The sequence below is a fragment of the bacterium genome (genome assembly GCA_021158245.1).
Classification (GTDB): Bacteria; Zhuqueibacterota; QNDG01; order QNDG01; family QNDG01; genus QNDG01.
In genome coordinates this window covers 1-19,618 of record JAGGVB010000151.1, presented here as the reverse complement: position 1 = coordinate 19,618, position 19,618 = coordinate 1, and the positions used below count along the sequence as shown (strand labels likewise).

Annotated in this window: 20 protein-coding genes; all 20 read right to left on the bottom strand. The window is 38.1% G+C overall.

Annotation, left to right across the window (positions count from 1 at the left end):
• Positions 1 to 575 (bottom strand): hypothetical protein (locus J7K93_08055; GenBank protein MCD6116953.1); only part of this gene is annotated, 575 nt, incomplete at its 3' end.
• A 134-nt stretch (positions 576 to 709) separates the two neighbouring features.
• Positions 710 to 2,044, bottom strand: a complete 1,335-nt coding sequence (gene ltrA, locus J7K93_08050; protein ID MCD6116952.1) for a group II intron reverse transcriptase/maturase — start codon at positions 2,042 to 2,044, stop codon at positions 710 to 712.
• Positions 2,031 to 2,171 (bottom strand): hypothetical protein, encoded by a 141-nt coding sequence (locus tag J7K93_08045; GenBank protein ID MCD6116951.1) that lies wholly within the window; start codon positions 2,169 to 2,171, stop codon positions 2,031 to 2,033. The genes ltrA and J7K93_08045 overlap by 14 nt, the downstream gene beginning before the upstream one ends.
• 266 nt (positions 2,172 to 2,437) lie before the next feature.
• The gene (locus tag J7K93_08040) at positions 2,438 to 3,415 is read right to left on the bottom strand and encodes a polyprenyl synthetase family protein (GenBank protein ID MCD6116950.1); all 978 of its coding nucleotides are present in this window, start codon (positions 3,413 to 3,415) and stop codon (positions 2,438 to 2,440) included.
• Positions 3,416 to 3,443: 28 nt separating this feature from the next.
• Positions 3,444 to 4,466, bottom strand: coding sequence for a type 2 isopentenyl-diphosphate Delta-isomerase (locus J7K93_08035; protein ID MCD6116949.1), 1,023 nt, complete (start codon positions 4,464 to 4,466; stop codon positions 3,444 to 3,446).
• Between the two features lie 375 nt (positions 4,467 to 4,841).
• Entirely contained in the window at positions 4,842 to 5,954 is a 1,113-nt protein-coding gene (locus J7K93_08030; protein MCD6116948.1) for a HigA family addiction module antidote protein, read from the bottom strand.
• Positions 5,944 to 6,246: a type II toxin-antitoxin system RelE/ParE family toxin gene (locus J7K93_08025; protein MCD6116947.1), complete on the bottom strand. Its 303-nt coding sequence runs from the start codon at positions 6,244 to 6,246 to the stop codon at positions 5,944 to 5,946. The genes J7K93_08030 and J7K93_08025 overlap by 11 nt, the downstream gene beginning before the upstream one ends.
• Positions 6,247 to 6,611: 365 nt before the next feature.
• Positions 6,612 to 7,049 (bottom strand): hypothetical protein, encoded by a 438-nt coding sequence (locus tag J7K93_08020; GenBank protein ID MCD6116946.1) that lies wholly within the window; start codon positions 7,047 to 7,049, stop codon positions 6,612 to 6,614.
• A gap of 440 nt (positions 7,050 to 7,489) precedes the next feature.
• Positions 7,490 to 9,235 carry a hypothetical protein gene (locus J7K93_08015; GenBank protein ID MCD6116945.1) on the bottom strand — a complete coding sequence of 582 codons (1,746 nt, stop codon included), beginning with the start codon at positions 9,233 to 9,235 and terminating at the stop codon, positions 7,490 to 7,492.
• Positions 9,236 to 10,019: 784 nt separating this feature from the next.
• The gene (locus tag J7K93_08010; protein MCD6116944.1) at positions 10,020 to 10,286 is read right to left on the bottom strand and encodes a hypothetical protein; all 267 of its coding nucleotides are present in this window, start codon (positions 10,284 to 10,286) and stop codon (positions 10,020 to 10,022) included.
• Positions 10,273 to 10,566: a toxin gene (locus J7K93_08005; GenBank protein ID MCD6116943.1), complete on the bottom strand. Its 294-nt coding sequence runs from the start codon at positions 10,564 to 10,566 to the stop codon at positions 10,273 to 10,275. The genes J7K93_08010 and J7K93_08005 overlap by 14 nt, the downstream gene beginning before the upstream one ends.
• Positions 10,567 to 10,886: 320 nt before the next feature.
• Positions 10,887 to 12,110 (bottom strand): ABC transporter permease, encoded by a 1,224-nt coding sequence (locus J7K93_08000; protein ID MCD6116942.1) that lies wholly within the window; start codon positions 12,108 to 12,110, stop codon positions 10,887 to 10,889.
• 34 nt (positions 12,111 to 12,144) lie between these two features.
• Positions 12,145 to 12,711, bottom strand: a complete 567-nt coding sequence (locus J7K93_07995) for a pentapeptide repeat-containing protein (protein ID MCD6116941.1) — start codon at positions 12,709 to 12,711, stop codon at positions 12,145 to 12,147.
• Between the two features lies 1 nt (position 12,712).
• Positions 12,713 to 13,060 carry an STAS domain-containing protein gene (locus J7K93_07990; protein ID MCD6116940.1) on the bottom strand — a complete coding sequence of 116 codons (348 nt, stop codon included), beginning with the start codon at positions 13,058 to 13,060 and terminating at the stop codon, positions 12,713 to 12,715.
• A 12-nt stretch (positions 13,061 to 13,072) separates the two neighbouring features.
• Positions 13,073 to 14,293 (bottom strand): ABC transporter permease, encoded by a 1,221-nt coding sequence (locus J7K93_07985; protein MCD6116939.1) that lies wholly within the window; start codon positions 14,291 to 14,293, stop codon positions 13,073 to 13,075.
• Positions 14,294 to 14,314: 21 nt separating this feature from the next.
• Positions 14,315 to 14,992, bottom strand: a complete 678-nt coding sequence (locus J7K93_07980) for an ABC transporter ATP-binding protein (GenBank protein ID MCD6116938.1) — start codon at positions 14,990 to 14,992, stop codon at positions 14,315 to 14,317.
• 33 nt (positions 14,993 to 15,025) lie between these two features.
• Positions 15,026 to 16,258, bottom strand: coding sequence for an efflux RND transporter periplasmic adaptor subunit (locus J7K93_07975; GenBank protein ID MCD6116937.1), 1,233 nt, complete (start codon positions 16,256 to 16,258; stop codon positions 15,026 to 15,028).
• A gap of 42 nt (positions 16,259 to 16,300) precedes the next feature.
• Positions 16,301 to 17,638 carry a TolC family protein gene (locus tag J7K93_07970; protein ID MCD6116936.1) on the bottom strand — a complete coding sequence of 446 codons (1,338 nt, stop codon included), beginning with the start codon at positions 17,636 to 17,638 and terminating at the stop codon, positions 16,301 to 16,303.
• A gap of 23 nt (positions 17,639 to 17,661) precedes the next feature.
• Positions 17,662 to 18,381, bottom strand: a complete 720-nt coding sequence (locus J7K93_07965) for a YIP1 family protein (protein MCD6116935.1) — start codon at positions 18,379 to 18,381, stop codon at positions 17,662 to 17,664.
• A gap of 524 nt (positions 18,382 to 18,905) precedes the next feature.
• On the bottom strand, positions 18,906 to 19,618 hold a 713-nt coding region (locus J7K93_07960), incomplete at its 5' end, for an HD domain-containing protein (GenBank protein MCD6116934.1).

Genomic DNA, 19,618 nt, shown 5'->3' with positions numbered 1-19,618 from the left:
ACTTCTGTGCCGTTCCAAAAGAACATATCGCCGTAGCACCCGCCGAACCAGATGCTTTCAGGAGATGAACCCCACACACTGAAAAGTACTCTGTACCAGCTTGTATCATGTTCCGATTCAAACACCCGCTCCCACGAGTATCCATTAAAATGGAGTACCTGGCTGGTCCAGTTTGTTTCATCTCCAAAACCAAACTCTCCCCCTGTTGCGGTCCATACATCGTCTTCACTGAATCCGAATATATCTTTCATGATATTCCAATTCCACACCGTATGTACCTTTTTCTCCGGGCTCCATGTTATGCCGTTATAATGGTACATCTGCCCGTCCCAATCAGTACAGTACCCGACAGCATACATATTATCGGCAGAACTGCCCCACAACCGGAACACTGATGTGGCCCAGCCTGTGCCGTACCTGTCATAGTACAACAGAGTATCGGCCGTCCATGTGTATACCCGGGGGTCATTGGGCATGGTGAACCCGGCCGGGTTTTTACGGCAGCATGCTGAAAGGGCAAAGAGAATGGCAAGAGATAGATATATAGTCTTTTGTACTGTTTGTCGAGTAGACATAATATGACTCCTAATCTTAAATTTATTGTTACAAAAATAACATGAGGAGTTTCAATGCCCCTCACAGAACCGGACTTGTGGATTTTACCACTGGCACTTCCTGCGGTCGCCCACATCCGGCTCTTCAGCTTAACTCACTTTACAGGTGACACGTAAAAACTATGCACTATTCTCGGTCTTGGTAACGGATAATGCTCAAGATATTTGTTATACTTATCCCAACTCATTTTCCGTTTCTGACTGCGTCGGTTCAACCATTTTCTCACCATTCTAATTATAGCTCTATAGAACCTTGCAATTCCGTCATAATTTTCACTCACTCCATAATACTGGTAATGTCCTCGCAGCTTTGCTATCAGTATTTTCCACCATTCTTTGGTTTTAACCTGATTCCTTATTGCCTTTAGCCACGCATTCATTGCTTTGCATTTTGCAGTGTATTTCTTGCGGCTGGTCTTACGACCTATTTTGAACTTCCCTTTCCTTGACCTGTCGCAATATAGAGTGAAACCGAGAAAATCAAATGTATTGGCTCTTCGGTTTTGTTGTCTGGCGTTTTCCCGCTCAAAACGACCAAAACTTATATTTCGGCTTTTTGTCGGGTGTATTTCCAATCCGTATTTATTGAAACGGTTTTGCAATCCTCGTTCTATGCGTTTAGCTTCTCTTGCATACCGAACTACACAGACAAAATCGTCTGCATACCTGACAATTTCACAAAAACCTTCCACATGGCTTTTAACTGTCTTATCAAACCATGTGTCCAATACATAGTGCAGGAAGATATTGGCCAACATTGGACTCAGGATACTGCCTTGCGGTGTTCCGGCGTCCGGCTTGACCAGTATACCATCATCAATATAGCCGGCTTTAAGAAATTTCTTTATCAGATTTAACAGTGTCGTATCCTTTACTCTTATGCGTAAAAACTCCATAAGATGTTCATGCGACACGTTATCGAAAAACCCCTTTATGTCGGCTTCTACGATGTGATTTACAGGCTGGAACATTATCAAGTCATTTAACTGCTTCAATGCTTGATGTGCATTCCTGTTCGGGCAAAATCCATACGAGCAGTTTAAAAAGTCTTGTTCATAAATACTTTCAAGTATCCACGTGATTCCACGTTCCACTATCTTGTTTTCCAATGCGGATATTCTAAGCGGACGTCTTTCCTTATCGCCTTTTGGAATATAGACTCGTCTCGCAGGTATCGGCTTGTATTTCTTACGCTTTAGCCTCGAAACTAACTGCTCCAGATTTTCTTCCAGTTCCTTCCCGTATTCTTCCTTGGTTACGTTATCAATTCCTACTGCCTTATTCCTGTTCAGGCTATTGTAGCAATCCCGAAGATATTCGACATTCAGCAGGTGAGCAAGGCTCGTGAACTGAAAGTCAGGGTCTCTTTGGGCATGACCGGATATGAGAGCTAATTTCTGCCATGTTATTCCGGCATCAGGGTGCGGCATGACAGACCTCAACTCTCTGCGTTAAACTGCTGACCCCTTCGAGTGTCCGGCGGCTGCCGGACTCAACAGGCATTACCCTGCTTACTCCTCTACTATGAGTCAGCCTGCCTGTGCGTGTTCGCACCATGGCTTCGCATGATTCGTTACCTCCTCAGACGCATGGTTCAGTTCCGTGCCGGTGGTTAGCCGCTACACGTGCCGGATTGTCCGGCTTGCTTATATTAGCTTTGCTTGGCGCACTCATTTTGCCTCCTTTTTTGTGTTGTGGTGATACAATAAGGAGGCAATTTTTTGCTATTTATTCAAGTACTTTCTTTGCTTAACTCCTTGATTTTTATAATCTTATTTCTCAATTATTAGATTTTTCGGGGGACACCCTAATGAATACTAAATTTAACAACTGCGGTTTTTCAGCAGTTTTACGAGATATTTCAGGAAAGATGTATCGCCCGAACTTGTTAATGAATCTGCAATCCCCATGGCATTTTCAAGATCTGATTTTACAATTTCTCTCGCGGCATCAAAGCTTCCGGCATTGTCAAAACACTCCCTTATCACTTCTATTTCTTCTATTGACAGTATCTCTTTTCCCCACAGAGAGCGGAACCGTCCAATTGTATCATTATCTCCGTTCTGCCATAGATGGATTGTTAAGAATGTATTTTTTTTCTGAATAATATCACTTGCAATGGGTTTGCCAAAAACACTCTCTCTGGAAAGAATATCAAGCATATCATCCTGTATCTGAAATGCACGTCCTGTGTAAGAGCCGAACTTTTTCAGATCTCTGCGCTCATTTTCTGCTGCATCTCCGAGAATCGCACCAATATCACAGCACACTTCAATAAGCTTTCCTGTTTTTTTGCCTATCATATCCATGTACTCTTCAAGTTCAGGACATTCCCTGTTCTCCAGATCTTTATCCATGGCCTGTCCCTCACAAAGTAAGAGAAGGCCGTCCGTAAACACTTTGACAGCCTCAACCAATCTAGGGTGATCTGTCTTCAGCAATGTTTGATATGCAAGTGTGACCAGTCCGTCTCCGGCAAGAATTGCAGTAGGTATATCCCATTTTTTGTGAACAGAAGGCATTCCGCGGCGGCTGTCATCATCATCCATAATATCATCATGGACAAGAGTAAAGGTGTGAAGCAGTTCAATTGCAAGTGCCGCATTAAAACAAGCTTCTTCGGGGCCGCCTGCTGCTTTACATGAGAAGATAACAAGGAGCGGCCGAATCCTTTTGCCTCCTGCTTTTAAAAGATGTCCGACAGGGCCGTACAAACTCTCAGGAGGCCTGCCCTCAAAAATCTCCATCAGCCCTCTGTTTATTTTATCATGCAACTTCTTTATTTCAGATTCGATATTCATAAACTTCCTTTACAGCTTGTCAATAATTTTAATTCCTGATTTTATAACATACTCCTTCTCTCTGCAGATGCTCAATCTTTTTTGAGCCTGTAAGGAACAGCACTGTTTTAAGCTGCATCCTCCACAATCCGATCATACCTATTAATTTTTCATTGCCCCCTGATGAAACTGCTTTTAACGCGGGGAGCGCTGCTCCGCACATTTGTGCTCCAAGTGCAAGAGCTTTTGCCATATCTATTCCGCTCCTTATTCCTCCGGATGCGATAATTCCTGCTCCTTTTATTCTTTTAACCATCTCTATTGAAACAGCGGTTGAAATACCCCAATCACGAAATGAATCTGCAAATATGCTGTTTTTAGTTCTGTAAGATTCAATAGCTGCCCATGAAGTTCCTCCTGCGCCTGCAACATCAATGTACTCCGCTCCTGCATCAATAAATTTTCCGGCGATTTCTTCAGATATTCCGCATCCAATTTCTTTTATTATAACAGGTACACCTGCTGATTTGCTCAAAGTCTCTACCGCTTTTAAAATATCACTGAAATTCACGTCTCCGCCGGGCTGCAAAAGCTCCTGCAGAGGATTTAAATGTACTGCCATAGCATCAGCTTCTATTACATCAATAAGCCTGCTGATCTTGTCAAAATTATCAGCTTCGGCGAGCTGAACTCCTCCGATGTTTCCTATAACTGGAATTTTCGGAGCATATTTTCTGACTATTGTGTAGCTTTCTATAAAATCCGAATTTTCAAAAAGCTGCCTCTCGCTGCCGACCCCCATTGCAACAGACTCTTCTGCACAGGCTTGTGCTATACTGCGGTTTATTGAGACAGCCTCTTTACATCCGCCTGTCATGCCCGAAACCATAAAAGGCATGGAAAGTTTTTTATTCAGAAATTGAACAGAGGTATCCGCATCTTTTATATTAAGCTCAGGCGCTGCGCAATGCAGAAAATCGTAATTCTCAAAACCTGTTGTTTTGTTCCTGAACTCAACATCCCGGTTCAATGCAATATTGAGGTGGTCTTTTTTCCTCTTTGATATGCTCATTATGCTTCTTTCTCCTGGGAAAAATTCTATATTTAAACCAATATTTTATCTATATTTAATAATGTTTAAAATGTTTAATAAATACATAAAAAGCAAGGGAAATTTTTAAATTTGCAGAATTTTGATTTGACTTAATAATAAAGATTCATTTGGATATATCAAACAGCAGCACCCCTTTCGGGTGAAAAATAAATAACTTAAGCTTTAATTAAAAATCAGCAAATGATAGATCATCAAATGTGCTTTTCATTCGATTCCAGGCATTTATCATTAAGAATCTGTCTTTGATTTACACCATAAAATATGGGCAGAAAAATCTAATCCCGGCTTCACAAAATTTTCATTAAAACATACAAAATTTATCAAAACCAGAAACTATAAACTGCCTGATTTTTTATCCTTTTTCCATTCGTATCTGACACGGAGATTATTGTGCCATGAATTTTTCAGATAACCATCATGCTGTAAACGCCCCACAACAATACCCAAATCAATTTTTAAGCTGTTTGCAAAAATTTTGATATCTTGTGGATAAAAATGCCTTGCTTTAAGGAAAGATTTGTAATTATCCGGCGGAATTAATATGTCTGCTGCAAATCTGTCAGCTTCCTTCTCATGTTTATCCGAATTATATTCACCATTATCTTCTTCTAAAAAAACCATCTGCTTGCTATGTAACAAAAGGTGTCCAAGCTCATGAAAAAGACTGAACCAAAAAATATCAGCCCAACTGCCTCGAATTGTCAGCATTAGAACCGCTTTGTTCTTCCCCAACCAGAAAGTAGCGCCGTTCAGATATGTTTTTGAAAAGTGTGGGCAGAGAACAAGTACTACACCAGCTTCTAAAAGAGTTTTACGTAGTTCAGGCCCGAATTCCTCTGGTAATAGCCTTGTCATACTTCGAATAGACGGAAGTGCTCTTTCCAAAGCATCTCTTCTAAAAGGGAAAGATTCTGTTTTCTGACCCTCCAATTCTCCGATTCTTAACCAGGCTGAAATAGCTTCAGGCGATCGTTTCCCTGTTCCTTGTCGAAAGGCCACTTGATAACGTTTTAAGTTTGAAATATTTTTTAACGATGTCACTCCAAAATAATTCTGTAATTCCCGAACTTTTTCTACTATTCTGTTTTTTTTAGCAACAAGACCCAATCTAACCAGTTCTGAGTAGCAAAACTTGGTAACAAAATCACTTTCATCACGTAGTCTTTGCTCTTCAATTACTTCTTGATTGCGTGCCAGAGTTAATCGATATTCAGCCTCCAATCCAGTCCAGATATGTGCAGGTACACCAACAACTTTTTCCAACTGTAAAGCAGTATCAGGAGTTATTGCTTTGTCACCTGTAAAAATAGCGCTCAACTTGGGAGCGGGTCGGCTCATCCTGCAGGCCAATTCATTTTTAGTCATACCCAAACTGTAAATAACTTCTTCAAGGTACTCACCAGGCGGTATTGCCAAATCGGAGCGATTTTGTTCTCTAATCATCATAATGTTTACTCACCTCCTCAATACACGTAATATCAAGCTCTTCGCCTTCCAAAATGAATATCAATCTATAAAATCCCGTCAGCTTTACTGCCCACTGTCCATGTCTTTTTCCTGTAAGTGCATGACAATGCAGACCAGGTAAAACACGAAGTTCATTGATATCATGCGTTTGTTTTATGATGTCTATACGTTGAATGTATTTCCGTGCTACTTCTTTTCCGTAGGTTTTTTCTGCCTCGCGAAATGTTTCATATTGTTTTCTAAGTTTTCTCGTTCTGAAACGAACTTCCACATCACCCCCTGGCCGGCAATCTTTTTTCATCTACCCATAAGGTAAAGATAGTAAAATAATGCATAATGTCAATATTTTTCTTTACCTATTGGGTAAAGAAAAATTAAACTGTGTGCATTAAAGTTTGCAATTTAGATGTTTAAAAAAAGGCAACGCCATCGTAAACTCTATATAGTTCACAACAAACTGTCTTGGTTCAGCATAAATTTGAATAATCGGTCATTTTAATTAATTTGTTTTTTTAAGCAGCATACGCTGTTCTTGCATATTAAAAGTAGATAGATATTACATATTTTCCTCTCTTGCATGCACTGATTTAGCCGTAACTTTTTATGACAAATATGTGTTTACAGCAATACTCCGGATTATTCTAAATTCTCTGCATCGGCCAGGTCTTGTGGGCGACCGGTAGACCTCTTGTTTTTCTTTAAGCTCTCAATATCAATAAAATCAATATGAAGACCTTGAATTTCAACTTCAACTTTCGCTTGATAACAATCCTCAAATTTCAAATCCTTTAATGTTGTCAAAATATCAATACGATTGGGAGGATAACCCAATTGAATTATCTGATCACTCTCAAGAAAATCATCAGGCTTGAGATCTAATGATCCAAAACCAAATTCTTTTAGTGCGTCTACAATTTTATTAGCATTATTTGTCGACAATTCTATCCATACATCAAGATCTTTTGTATAACGTGGATGTCCGTGAAATGCAACGGCATATCCGCCAACCACCAAATATCTAACGTTATTTTCGTTTAACAATTCTATAAACTCTTTGAAATCCTTGCTCAGCATTATATCTCCACAAATTATATTCTTTTCGGATTTGCTCTAATACGTCCAATCGCTCTTCATATGATTTTGTTTTCCAAAATGAGAAGTCATTAGGATGTCCATCTATTTTATATTTTTTAACAACCTTACTTATGCTCATGATAGCCTCTTACTTTTATCCCTGATAGTAAATGCTCCGCCAATTTACGAGCACCGTTAACATAATACTATCTACCATACACTCATATCTTGATATGTCCACTAAGGCAAAATTTGTATTAAAAAATGCGAAATATACCAAAATTCTATTTTAGTTACAAAATAGTTTGATTGTAATTAATCTGCAAGTATTTTTTCTGAATAACCAAATATTTTATCTATATTTAATAATGTTTAAAATGTTTAATAAAACGTGAGTTCAAGTCACAAGTGCGACACCACTTTATTAAAGCTATCTATAATCACTTTTTAGAACCATCTAAAAAACTTAATCCTGTAATATCTCTTAGACTTAGATTATTATCAACAATAAAATTTACAGTTCCTGTTCCAGGAACATAAGAATCTTCATAAATTGCTTTTGCTGTTTTTCTGTCTGCAAAAAGAGGTCCATCACTATTTCCCCCATAAGCTTTCATTATTGTTTGATCTCCAGTAAGAGTTATAGCATTTCCACATAACGCATCTGAAGCTCTACCTAATTCATGAGCAACTGCAGTTTTATTTGCTATTCCATCCCACACTTTTACTACTGATTTTGCATAATCTAAATAACCATCTCTTGTGTGGTCATTCACATAAGTATATCCTCCCAAAGCATTTCCTGAATTGCCTGTGGGGTTTTCATCAGGGTAAAGAACTATTTTCCCATAATCTTCTGGAAGTGAATAATCTTTAGTGTCTACTATATTTACAGGAATATTATATTTTTTTAATTTTCCATTAAAAAATGCTCCAATATCTTCTGTATCTAAAATTCTGTTTTTTATTTGTTCAGCAGTGGAATCTGAAAAATAACCTGTTTTAGTTATATCTGGATTATGTTTTGAAATTATTATTTCATCAAGTTTAATATCTGCAGGAATATCTTGTCCATTAAAAATCCATTTGCTTACAATTATGTTTGGATTTGCTGCATCACCAAGAGTTAAAACTTCTGCCATGTGGTTTCTAAAATCCTCAGGTGTTATGTTATTTTCTGCAAGTCCTGTATAAGGAACAACAACCATGTCCAGCTCTCTCTGGTCGTTTGATTCTAACTTCATTGTTCTTACATAAGATAAATCTGCTCCTGAATAAACCCACCTTGCCTGAACCAAAATGTCTCCTTGTAAATCTAAAATTCTTTTATCAAACCTTTTTGAAAAATTCCCTAAATTATCAACTGCAATTTCTCCTATTTTGCTTGTATCTAAAATATTACCCAACATATCTTTTACATAATTATAAACTTTAATAATTCCAGGGTGTGTTGCGTGCATTTCATTGTCTTTTAAAGTTCCTGAAACATCAAGCAAATCATATAATTTACCCTCAAGGTTTTTTGTGTTTCTTATTATTCCGTCAGTTAAAGACAATTGTAATTGGTAATCTCCTGTTTTATTTGGGACAGCCTTTATTTTTAGTTCCTTTCCTAAGAGAGAAAGTGAGACTTTGCCGTCGCTGGAAACAACATCTGAATATTTTGGAGCATCTTCTGGATTTTTATCTGTTGGAGTTGGAAGAGTTATGGTTATTGAACCCCCTTCATTAAATTTTAGACTATCAGCAACAGAGCTTAAATTTACTTCAGGAGCATATTCTAAAACAGAAATTGTATCCTGCGTGGTCGTATTTTTATCTGATGACTCCAATACAAATTTATAATGTCCTTTTGTTATTTTATCTTTAGAATAATTGAAAGTTTTTTTGTATCCATTTTGAACATTCTCAGTTAAAAAAGGTTCAGACTCATTATTTTTGAATATTTCAAGAGTTGCACTGTTTATATCAGAGAGAGTTGCACTATATTCTATTTCTACTTCATTAACTAATTTTAAGCCTTGGTTCATAGAGGGGTTTAATGGCAGGACATTCATTGAGACTTTTACAGTATCGCTTAAATTTTTTGAATCTGTTACAATTCCATAAACATTAAACTTTCCTGAATTTTTAAAAGTCATTGTAGTATCTATAGGGAATTTCTTTGTTAGTGTTTCTTCTGGCATTTTGATAATATACTCTTTTATATCTGCCCCGTCTTCTACTTTTTTTCCGTCTAACTTAATTCTTGCTTCAAGAGGAATTTTTCCTTGAGTAGGATTAACATCTAATATTGCAGTCGGAGGAAAGTTTTTTGGTTCTATTGGTTCAACTATTCCTTTATGATCGCACGATGAAAAAAAACAAGGTTACTGCTAACCCAACTCTCAAAAGCCAATTTTCTATGTTTTTGAATAAATTTTTTTGCATCATTTTCCATTAAATTAATAGTGTTTTACCTTTTAAACTTTATGTTTGTGACCACTAAAGAATAAATAAAAAAACACTGGCAAAGAGATAATCTTATAAATTGTCATTGGGCACTTGAAAATGTACCATCAATGAGCAGTTGAAAGTGTACCAGCCTTATTTTACGAATTTGTTGACTTCGAGTCAAGATGTTTTTTGGCTTCGTTAGTCCCGACTACTCAAAAAACATATGATAGTCGGGTCGGGATTTTTGAAAAAAGTTGAAAAGAGGGATGCCGAGTTATTACAAAATAGATTATAATAAAATTATAGGTTTACTCTTTTATGTGAAACAACTTTCGGATCAAGGTAGGGGTGGGTTATTAAAAGCCTTATTTTATGTCTTAGCAATTAGCAAAGCAACGTGAAAATCTCCAAGATTGCACACGGATTGAGGAGATTGCTTCTTCCTGCAAGCCGGAATCGCAATTACAGGTTCAGGCCTTTTAATACAGCCACATTTTATCAATGCAATGTAAATATAAAAAATCGAAGAATTATTTATTTTTCAAGAAGTTCTCCCTCTACATACCGGTGTATCATACTTGAAAGCAATGTCTGATATGGTATGCCCATTTCCAATGCTTTTTTCTGAATACCTTTATAATCATGGTCATACAATCTGATAGTTATTCTTCTATCTTTTTTGAATGTACTTTTTGCAATACTTTTAATTTTATTTATCTCACTTTTAGAGGGAGCCTTTGTTCGGATTTTTCCTTTGTCATACTCCTCTAATATATTTTTTTCTTCTTCATTCAATTTCATGGTTTTCCTCAATTTCTTTAAGATAATCTCGTGTTGCTTTTCTGCTTGGAATTATTGTTTTTAAAAACACACCATCAGGCTGTTCAACATATGGTACCAAATATATGTAACTGTCTACAATAACAAAATATATCCTCTGGCCCGGATATGATTTTTGATCCGGGTGATCCGCTATTTTCCAAATATCTCCCTGCAATAAATGAAATATGATATTCTCAAAAGAAATTTTTCTTTCTTTCTTAAGCCATTCATTCTTATCAGAATTCCATTCATATTTCATATTTATCATTATTAAATGTACGTCTAATCAATGTACAATGTCAAGTTTTTTCTATTTCAATAGTATTGGTAATTGAGGTAAAAGTTTTGTGTATTTTCTACCGCCGACTTTTCTCTCCGCCCCAAGTACAACTTTGGCCGTAGTCGAAGGGGCCGGGCGGGGTGGCGGCCTATTTTCTATTCCTTTTTCACTATTCCCTAATAAAATTCCTCAGCGGCTGACGCTCCTTCGGAAGGACAGTATGAGAATGGCAAATTTTTGTTCGATGCAAAATATTTAAGAATAAACATCCTGTATTTTTCGAACACTTTTTTAAAAATCTATTCGTATCTTAACGCCACAATAGGATCAAGACGTGCGGCTTTTGCTGCAGGATAAATCCCAAAAAACAATCCGACAACAGTTGAGAATCCAAGCCCTGCAAAAATTGCCCACACAGGTACTGCAGACGGAAGCGGAGTTGCCGCACCTATTAACAGCCCGAAAAGCAGCCCTGCACCAACGCCTATTACACCTCCGAAAGCAGAAAGTATTACTGCCTCAACAATAAATTGTCCCAATATGTCTTTTCTTTTTGCTCCGATTGATTTTCTTATGCCGATTTCACGCGTTCTCTCAGTTACGGAAACAAGCATAATGTTCATTATACCAATACCACCTACGAGAAGAGAGATCATTGCAATCCCCACTGCTGCGGCAAAAATAACCCCGGAAAGATTCTTCCACGTATCTACAAGAGAGTCTCTTGTAATAACTTCAAAATCATTTGGATTTCCCGGACGTACTTTTCGTAATGTCCGTAAAATTCCTATTACCTGATCCATTGCAGGCAGTATTAATTCAGCTTTTTTTGCCTGAATAGTTATAGTAATGTCATTATGCTTGCCAAAAATATTTTCAAATGTTGAATATGGTAAGATAACGGCATTATCCTGACTGCTATTGAACACACTTCCCTTTTCTTCCAGTACACCTACAACTTTTAATTTTTTACCCTTTACGTAAACATATTCTCCCATAGGGTTTTTAAAAGGAAAGAGCTTTTCAACAATATCAAGGCCTATTACACATACCGGCCGTGACGAATGAATATCACTTTCCTGAAGGAATCGTCCGTCCTCAACAAAACGGCTCTCAATTGTCTGCCAATCCTCAGAAACACCGTAAACAATTACATCAGAATTTGTTTTTTTCCCTCCGCCTTTTACTGACTGCCCCCAATTATAAACCTGAGGTGAGGCATTATCTACCAATGATGCCACCTCTTTAATCTTTCTTGCATACCATATCTTTAAATCCTTACGATTTCTGTATTTCCCTTTTTCATGACCTGTTCTGATAGCCGGATATTTTTGTATGAAAAATGTATTCGCACCTATTTGAGAAAACTCCTTTGCCACATAGGAATTAATACCCTGGATAATAGTCATCATGGTAATTACAGTAGCAACACCTATTACAATTCCCAGGGTTGTAAGCGTGGACCTAAGTTTATTTGTTCTTAATGAACTTATTGCAATTGATAAATTTTCAGAAAACTCCATTATACCCCTTCTCTGAAATAGCTATTTTTATAATCTATATGCAGCCTTCAAGATCTTCTTTATTGTATTTGGCGCCTTCAAGGTCTGAATTAATCATACGTGCACCCTTGCACTTTATACCTGTTAAATCAGCATTTCGAAGTACAGCCCTCTGCAGATGTGCTTCAGTAAGATCTGCATTTTTCATGTTAGCACCTACCAAGCTTGCACGCTTCAGTTTAGCATGTATGAGTATCGTATTCTCAAGATTTGCATTATCAAGGTGTGCCCCGAACAGAGATACATAGCTTAAATCTGTTCCGTGAAGATCAGCATTTTCAAGATTTGAATCCTGAAGATTGACTTCATTTAGGTTCGCTCCTACAAAAACAGCACTCTTTAGATTTGCTCCAAAGAAAAACGCCTTCTCAAGATCAGCATTGCTGAAATTTACATTCTCAAGATTGGCATTTTGAAAATGTGCGTTTTTGAGAACAGCTTTGGAGAAATCACAGTTTTTAAAATTGGTATATGACAAATCTGCATTTGTCAAATCCATACCCTTAAATGATTCTCCCTTTGCAGCTTTCTCAATAATCTGTTCACGGGTTAAAGATCCCATACTATTCCTCCTCATTAAAACTGTTTAACGCGTCATCAACAGAAGCAAAAATTTTAATGACGCTGTCCAGTTTTGTAACTTCAATGGGGCGTCTAACCCTGTCTGAAATTGATGCAAGACGCAAATCCCCACTGCTGCCTCTCAAAGTAGTAAGCGCACCCATAAGCATTCCAAGTCCTGAGCTGTTCATCCAATGAACTTCTGACATGTCCACCACAACATTCACTTTTGTATCTTCAATAAGTTTATACACAATGGACTGAAATTTTTCCGATTCATCTCCTCCCATAATTTCACCGGAAAGAGTAATAACAACTTTATCTTCTAATATTTTTTCAGAAATTTTCATTATCAAACTCCTCTATTCATAGTGAAGTGCATCAACAGGATTCAATTTTGCTGCTTTCCCCGCAGGGTATAATCCAAAAAATATTCCTACCAGCGAAGAAAACCCTATACCGAGAAAAACAGACCACAAAGATACTGTTGCAGGAAGAGGAGAAACCGAAGCTATAATCTTACCAAGGCCAAAGCCTAAAAGGACCCCGATAATTCCTCCAACTCCGCTTATCACAACAGACTCAACAAGGAATTGAACCATTATATTTCGCCTCCTCGCTCCGATTGCTTTACGGATTCCTATCTCCTTTGTCCTCTCAGTCACAGAGACAAGCATTATATTCATGATCCCGATACCGCCGACAAGAAGAGATATGGCGCCGACTCCTATTGCAGCCGCATAAAGGGCTGCAGTAAGCCTCTTGTACATATCCATAATCATATCCATCTGGTTGATGGAAAAATCATCATCTTTCCCGGGCGGTACTTTTCTCACCCGCCGAAGAATTCCCCGTATTTCATCTTTCGCATCTTCAATGTATTTAGTATCTTTGACTTTCACAGTAATCGTTATGTTTCTATGCCTGCCGAATAGTTTAAAAAATACTCCAATTGGTATCCTGACTTCCTGATCAAGATCAAATCCAAAAAGGCTTCCCTGTTTTTCATAAACACCAATTACTCTAAATCTATAACCGCCGATTTTCACCCATTTACCTATGGGATCAGTGTCTTTAAAAAGATCATCTGCTACCTGCCAGCCGAGGACACAGACATTTCTGCGGTTATCAACATCAAAACTTGTTAAGTCTCTGCCGTACTGGGGAAAAACATTGCTTGTTTTCTCTTCATCAGTACCGGAAACTGAGACTCTCTCCACAGATTTATTTTTATAACGCACGGTCTTTCTTGTACCAACAGAAGGGGAAACAGCAGAAATAAGTGTTGCATATTTTCTAATTGCTTTCACTTCATCCATCGTAATATCTTTTCTGTTTCGGAACTCATCCCAGTCCTGTTTGTTGAACCATGAAAATTTCTGAACATACAGGACGTCTGATCCGAGAGAAGATATCTGCTCACCGAATGCTTTATCAAGCCCCTGAGTTAACGATATAATACTGATAACAGTGGTCACACCAATAATAATACCAAGTAAGGTTAAAAATGACCGCATTTTATTGGCTCTTAGTGCTCCCATGGCAAGCTTTACAGCTTCCCATGCTTCTATGAGAAATGCCATTGTTTCTCCCGCTTCTCTCTGTTATGCTGCTTCGTCTCTCTCAATCCTGCCGTCACGCAAACGAATTATTCTGTCAGAGTGTTCTGCAATGTACTCTTCATGAGTGACCATAATTACGGTATTGCCGTCATCATGTATAGTTTCAAAAATTTCCATAATCTCATCGCCTGTACGCGTATCAAGGTTACCGGTCGGTTCATCTGCAAGGATTATAGAAGGATTATTGACTAATGCGCGTGCAATCGCAACTCTCTGCCTCTGTCCTCCCGAAAGTTCGTTGGGTTTATGTTTCATTCTGTCTTTCAACCCAACTCTCTCAAGAGCATACTCCGCCATCTCCCTGCGCTGAACAGCAGGAGTCCCGTTGTACACAAGAGGCAGCTCAACATTGTGAAGTGATGTTGCTCTCGGAAGAAGATTAAAAGTCTGAAAAACAAACCCTATCTCCCTGTTACGAATCTCGGCAAGCTGGTTGTCATCCATGGTGCTTACATTGGAACTGTTCAGCAGATATTCTCCGTCACTCGGAGTATCAAGGCACCCCAGAATATTCATCAAAGTTGACTTTCCCGAACCTGACGGGCCCATAATGGCAACATACTCACCCTTGCCAATCTTAAGTTCAAGATCCTGCAGAGCGCGAACAGTTTCCAGACCAATATGATACTCTTTGCATATCTGATTAAGCTCAATTAACATAGCTTGAAACTCCCTGTCAATTTTTCTTATTTATTACGATTTCTTTTCAGATTGATATTTCTTTAGAGAATTATCAACCTTCACTTTATCGCCATCTTCCAAATCTTTGGATATTACACGGTAACTTCCGCTGACAACCACATCGCCCTCTTTTAAGCCCTTCAGCACTTCCCAGTGGGTATCGCTTGATATACCTGTTTTGACTTCAGTCTGGCGGGCAATCCCGTCATGAACTACAAATACAACTCTAATTTTTTTATCCTTACTTTTTGTATCTTTAATCTCTTCACTCTTTTTATTTTTTCCAAGTTCTTTCTTTTCTCTATCAACAGGCTTCCTTACTGTAACACATTGAATGGAAATAACCAGCGCTTTATCTCTTTTATCTGTTATTACATCAACAGTTGCTGACATGCCGGGACGAATCTTTTCTGGTTTTTCAAGCAGCAGAGCTTTCACAGTAAAATTCGTCACCTCTTCCTGCGTACCGAGGCCTGCCGTTGTTCCTGAATTTGATATCTCAGTCACAACGCCTTTAAAAGAAGTATCAGGATAAGCATCAACCATTACTTTTGCAGTGTCCCCAAGGCTTACATGAATAATATCATTCTCATCAATTTCCGTCTCAGCAAGCATTCGCGTCAGGTCGGAAACCTCCATAATAACGTCAAGAGTAAACTGTGAGCCCATTGCCATTTCGCCGACCTTTTTATTAAGTCTGCTTACAGTTCCTTCCATAGGAGAATAAATTATTGTCTTTGCCAGATTTTCTTTTGCCTGCTTCAGTGCTGCACTGCTCTGATCAACCTGAGCCTTGGATTGTTCATAAGTGGATTTTGCAATCTCAAGTTCTGATTTTGAAATTAGGTTGTTTTTAAACAGCTCCTGAGATCTCTCGAATTCGTTCCTTGCTTTTTCAAATCCCGCTCTTGCAAATGATAAATTTGACTGCGACTGTTCCACAGCAGCCTTATACGCCTGGGGATTCAATTGTACAAGGAAATCTCCCTTATGTACATAATCACCCTCTTTTACACCCAGATTAACAATCTTTCCGCTGACTTCTGCAGAAATCTTAACCTGGACTTCCGGCTTTATTTTTGCAGAGCCGGAAACTGTTGCAATAATTTTATCATACTTTACTACTTCTGTCTGTACGGTCTTTGTGTCACCGCTTTTTCTTTTGAGATTACTTACAACTACTACAGCAAGCACAACAACAACAATAAGACCTATTAACAGCTTTTTTTTATTTACTCCTGCCATTCAAAATTCTCCTTTTCCTTCAAAATGAGAACTCCCGTTTAATTACTTGTTTAAAACTCCCATGGCTTTTTCAAGCCTCGCTATTGAATATTTATAATCGTACAGAGCTTGTACGTTGTCACTCTTTGCCCTTGTATATGAAACTTGCGCATTTATCAGGTCAAGCATAGTCCCCGCTCCAAGATTGTACTTCTCTTTATTGAGCCGGAGATCTTCTTCAGCAGCAGCAAGAGCATCCTTTGTTACGAGAATCTTCTTTTTTGCCTGCTTAACCTGAAAAAAGGCCTGCTTAACTTCAAGAGCTATATCTCTTTTTGCCTGTTCCAATCCAATCTTCTGTGAGCTGTATGCCAATTGCGCCTTGCTCACTGTGGCATAACGTGAAAGCCCCTGAAAAATAGGAAAATTAAGCTGAACACCGGCATACCAGTTGTAATCCTTATCAAACATTTTATCTATTTTACTTAATTTGTCATTTCGCCAGGAATAACTGTAGTATGCAGAAACAGTAGGGAGAAACTGTCCGTATGCCATTCTAACAGACGCTCTTGCAGCTTTTACATCCCACTCTTTTTTCTTTAAAGCAGGATGCTCGGAAAATGCCTGAGTCATTGCATCATCATAAGATACATTTATATCGGATACATTCAGATTATCCACAACTTCAATTGCATGATCAACTGAATAGCCAAGCACATAATTTAAAGATGCACGTGCAACTGAAAGGCCGTTCTGAGCCTCAATAAGAGAAAGTTTGTCAGTCTCAAGCTGTACTTTTGCTTTTAACACATCAGACTTGGGTACCTTCCCCACTCTAAAAAGAGTCTGTGCTCTTTTATATGATTCCCCGGATGACTTTGTTGTCTCTTCGGCAATTGAAAGAAGATGCTCTGCTTTTAAAAGATTATAATATCTCTCTTTTACAATATAAATCGTCTGCTGTTTTGTATCATCAAATCCGGAATATGCACTCTTCTGCAGATACCTGCTCCTTTTAACATTAAATAGATTTCGTCCGCCGCTGAAAAGCTGCTGGTTAACATTTATTGAAGCTGAAGAGGACCACGATTTGAGTTCAAATGGCTGTATAGGTACCGGAATTCCTGTTCTCGGGTCAATTCTCATTTTTGACGACGGCCCGAGTACAGAATGGTAGTAGCCCATTCCTGCAGAAATCTGAGGTAAAAATTGTGAAAAAGACTCTATGACATCCTTTGATGCAATCTTTTTGGAAAACAGACTCATGATAATATTTGGATTCTGTTTTAGTGCAATATCTACGCACTCATTGAGTGTCATCTTTTGTGTCTGTGCTGCCGCTCCCCCAAACAAGGAGATGGAAAAAACCAGAATAATCAGGCTCCTCACATACCGATTCATTATTTTTCTCCTTTAAAATGAATTTATTGAACACCTATTTTTATTAACCCGCCCAATACAACAGATAATACAATCCATGTTCCCCACACAATCCCTACGAGAGTACCGGATTTTTTTGTTGTGAATTTATAAACAACAGCAATCCCGATTGACCAGAGAATTATCTGCCATATCGTAAAAATATCGAGTTTACTTAAAAATCTGTATAAAATTGACGGGGTTTTGCCGATGGCAGGAGTAGGCATAATAGCAGCCAGGCTTGTCGTAACACCTATTGTTGTTTCTTTTGAGACAATCAGAAAAGCCTTTAATATCCCCCCTGCAAGAGTTACGAGAGAACTCCATGCAACAACAGCCATTACATTCTTTAACTTTGCTTCTCCTCCCATAATTACATTGCCTGCAAAAAGGAGCACCGCAGCAATAATGAGCCATGCAATTAATATCGCAATAGGGGCAATCACAAACTGTGCATACCTTGCAACCCCCTGCATATGCTGTGACGCAAGCTCAATCTGCTGAGCATCCATCCCCCGCGCTGCCATAATCTTTAATTGATCCGCAAAAGCATAATCCATAATAAAATATTGAATTGCCAAACTCACGGCTACAACAACAATAAATGGAATCAGCCAGTTGGGGCGTTCGTTAATACTTTTGAAGGTTTCCTCAGGTGAAGTGAAAACACCCGATAGTTTTGCAAAGACTCCCATTCTTTTCTCTTCAGAGTTAATCTCGTTCATCCTTCCCTCCTCTTTTTGCATGTAATACTGTATACTAACACTGCAATAAAAAGTTTCACTCAATTATTATAAAAGCATCAGAAATACTGATACATATAATAATATACGACATTCTTTAAATTTAGTTACCTGTTTTTTATATTTGAAATCGTTAAAACAATCTGCTTTTTCATTATCCCGCTTTGTTTTTCCTATACTATAATATAGACGCATAAAATATTTTTTACACTCGCATGCAAAAAAGTCGGAGACATCAAACAAACACATTAAAGTAAAAAATATTCTGATTCTATTTTCAGCCTGCCTGATCTATGAATGACAATCACATTGGATCGAATATATTCAGTAATAAACACCTGTCAAAGCCGTGGATTCCCGATTAAAATTTCAGGAATGACTCCACCCCCTCATATAATTCCTGCATGCTCCTATAGTGAATCAAGTTTTTCCCTGATATTTCTTAAATTTGTAAATAATGCAAATTAGTATCTACATAAAAACTATTTTGAACTGATTTTGCAGTGTTATTTATTTCCATTTATTATAAATTCATCTTTAATGCCAAGCAGATATTCATATGCAGCGTCATGTTCATTTGGTATTTTCCCGTCTAAAATTGCCTCTTCAATCGTTTTCTTTAAGGCACCAACCTGCGGGCCCGGGCCAACCCCGCATACTTTCATTATTTCATCACCTCTTACAGGAGATTGAAACGCCCGCATTTTATCTTTCTCTTTTACTTCCTCTATCCGCTCCATAACATAATCAAAATTTTTAATATATTGTTTAACACGCTTTTGATTACCTGATGTTATATCAGCCCGGCATAGAACCATCAGATCATTAAGTTCTTCCCCTGCATGTACAATAAGGCGCCTTATTGCAGAATCAGTAACCTCTTCGCCGACAAGCTGTACAGGCCGCATATGCAGCCGTGTCAATTTCTGTACATATTTACACATATTTTTTGAGAGCTTGAGACGGGGACAAATTTTTGTAAGCATTCGCACTCCCGTAAGTTCATGCCCGTGAAAAGTCCATCCTGTTCCTTTTACAAACTCCTTTACCTTTGGTTTTCCTATATCATGAACCAGTCCGGCAAAACGCAGATTCAGATTATCTGTTACTTCTGCAAGATTATCCACAACTTTTAAAGTATGCTCAAACACATCTTTGTGATGATACTTTCCCACCTGATCCACACCTGCAAGCTCTACTATCTCGGGGAAAATAATTT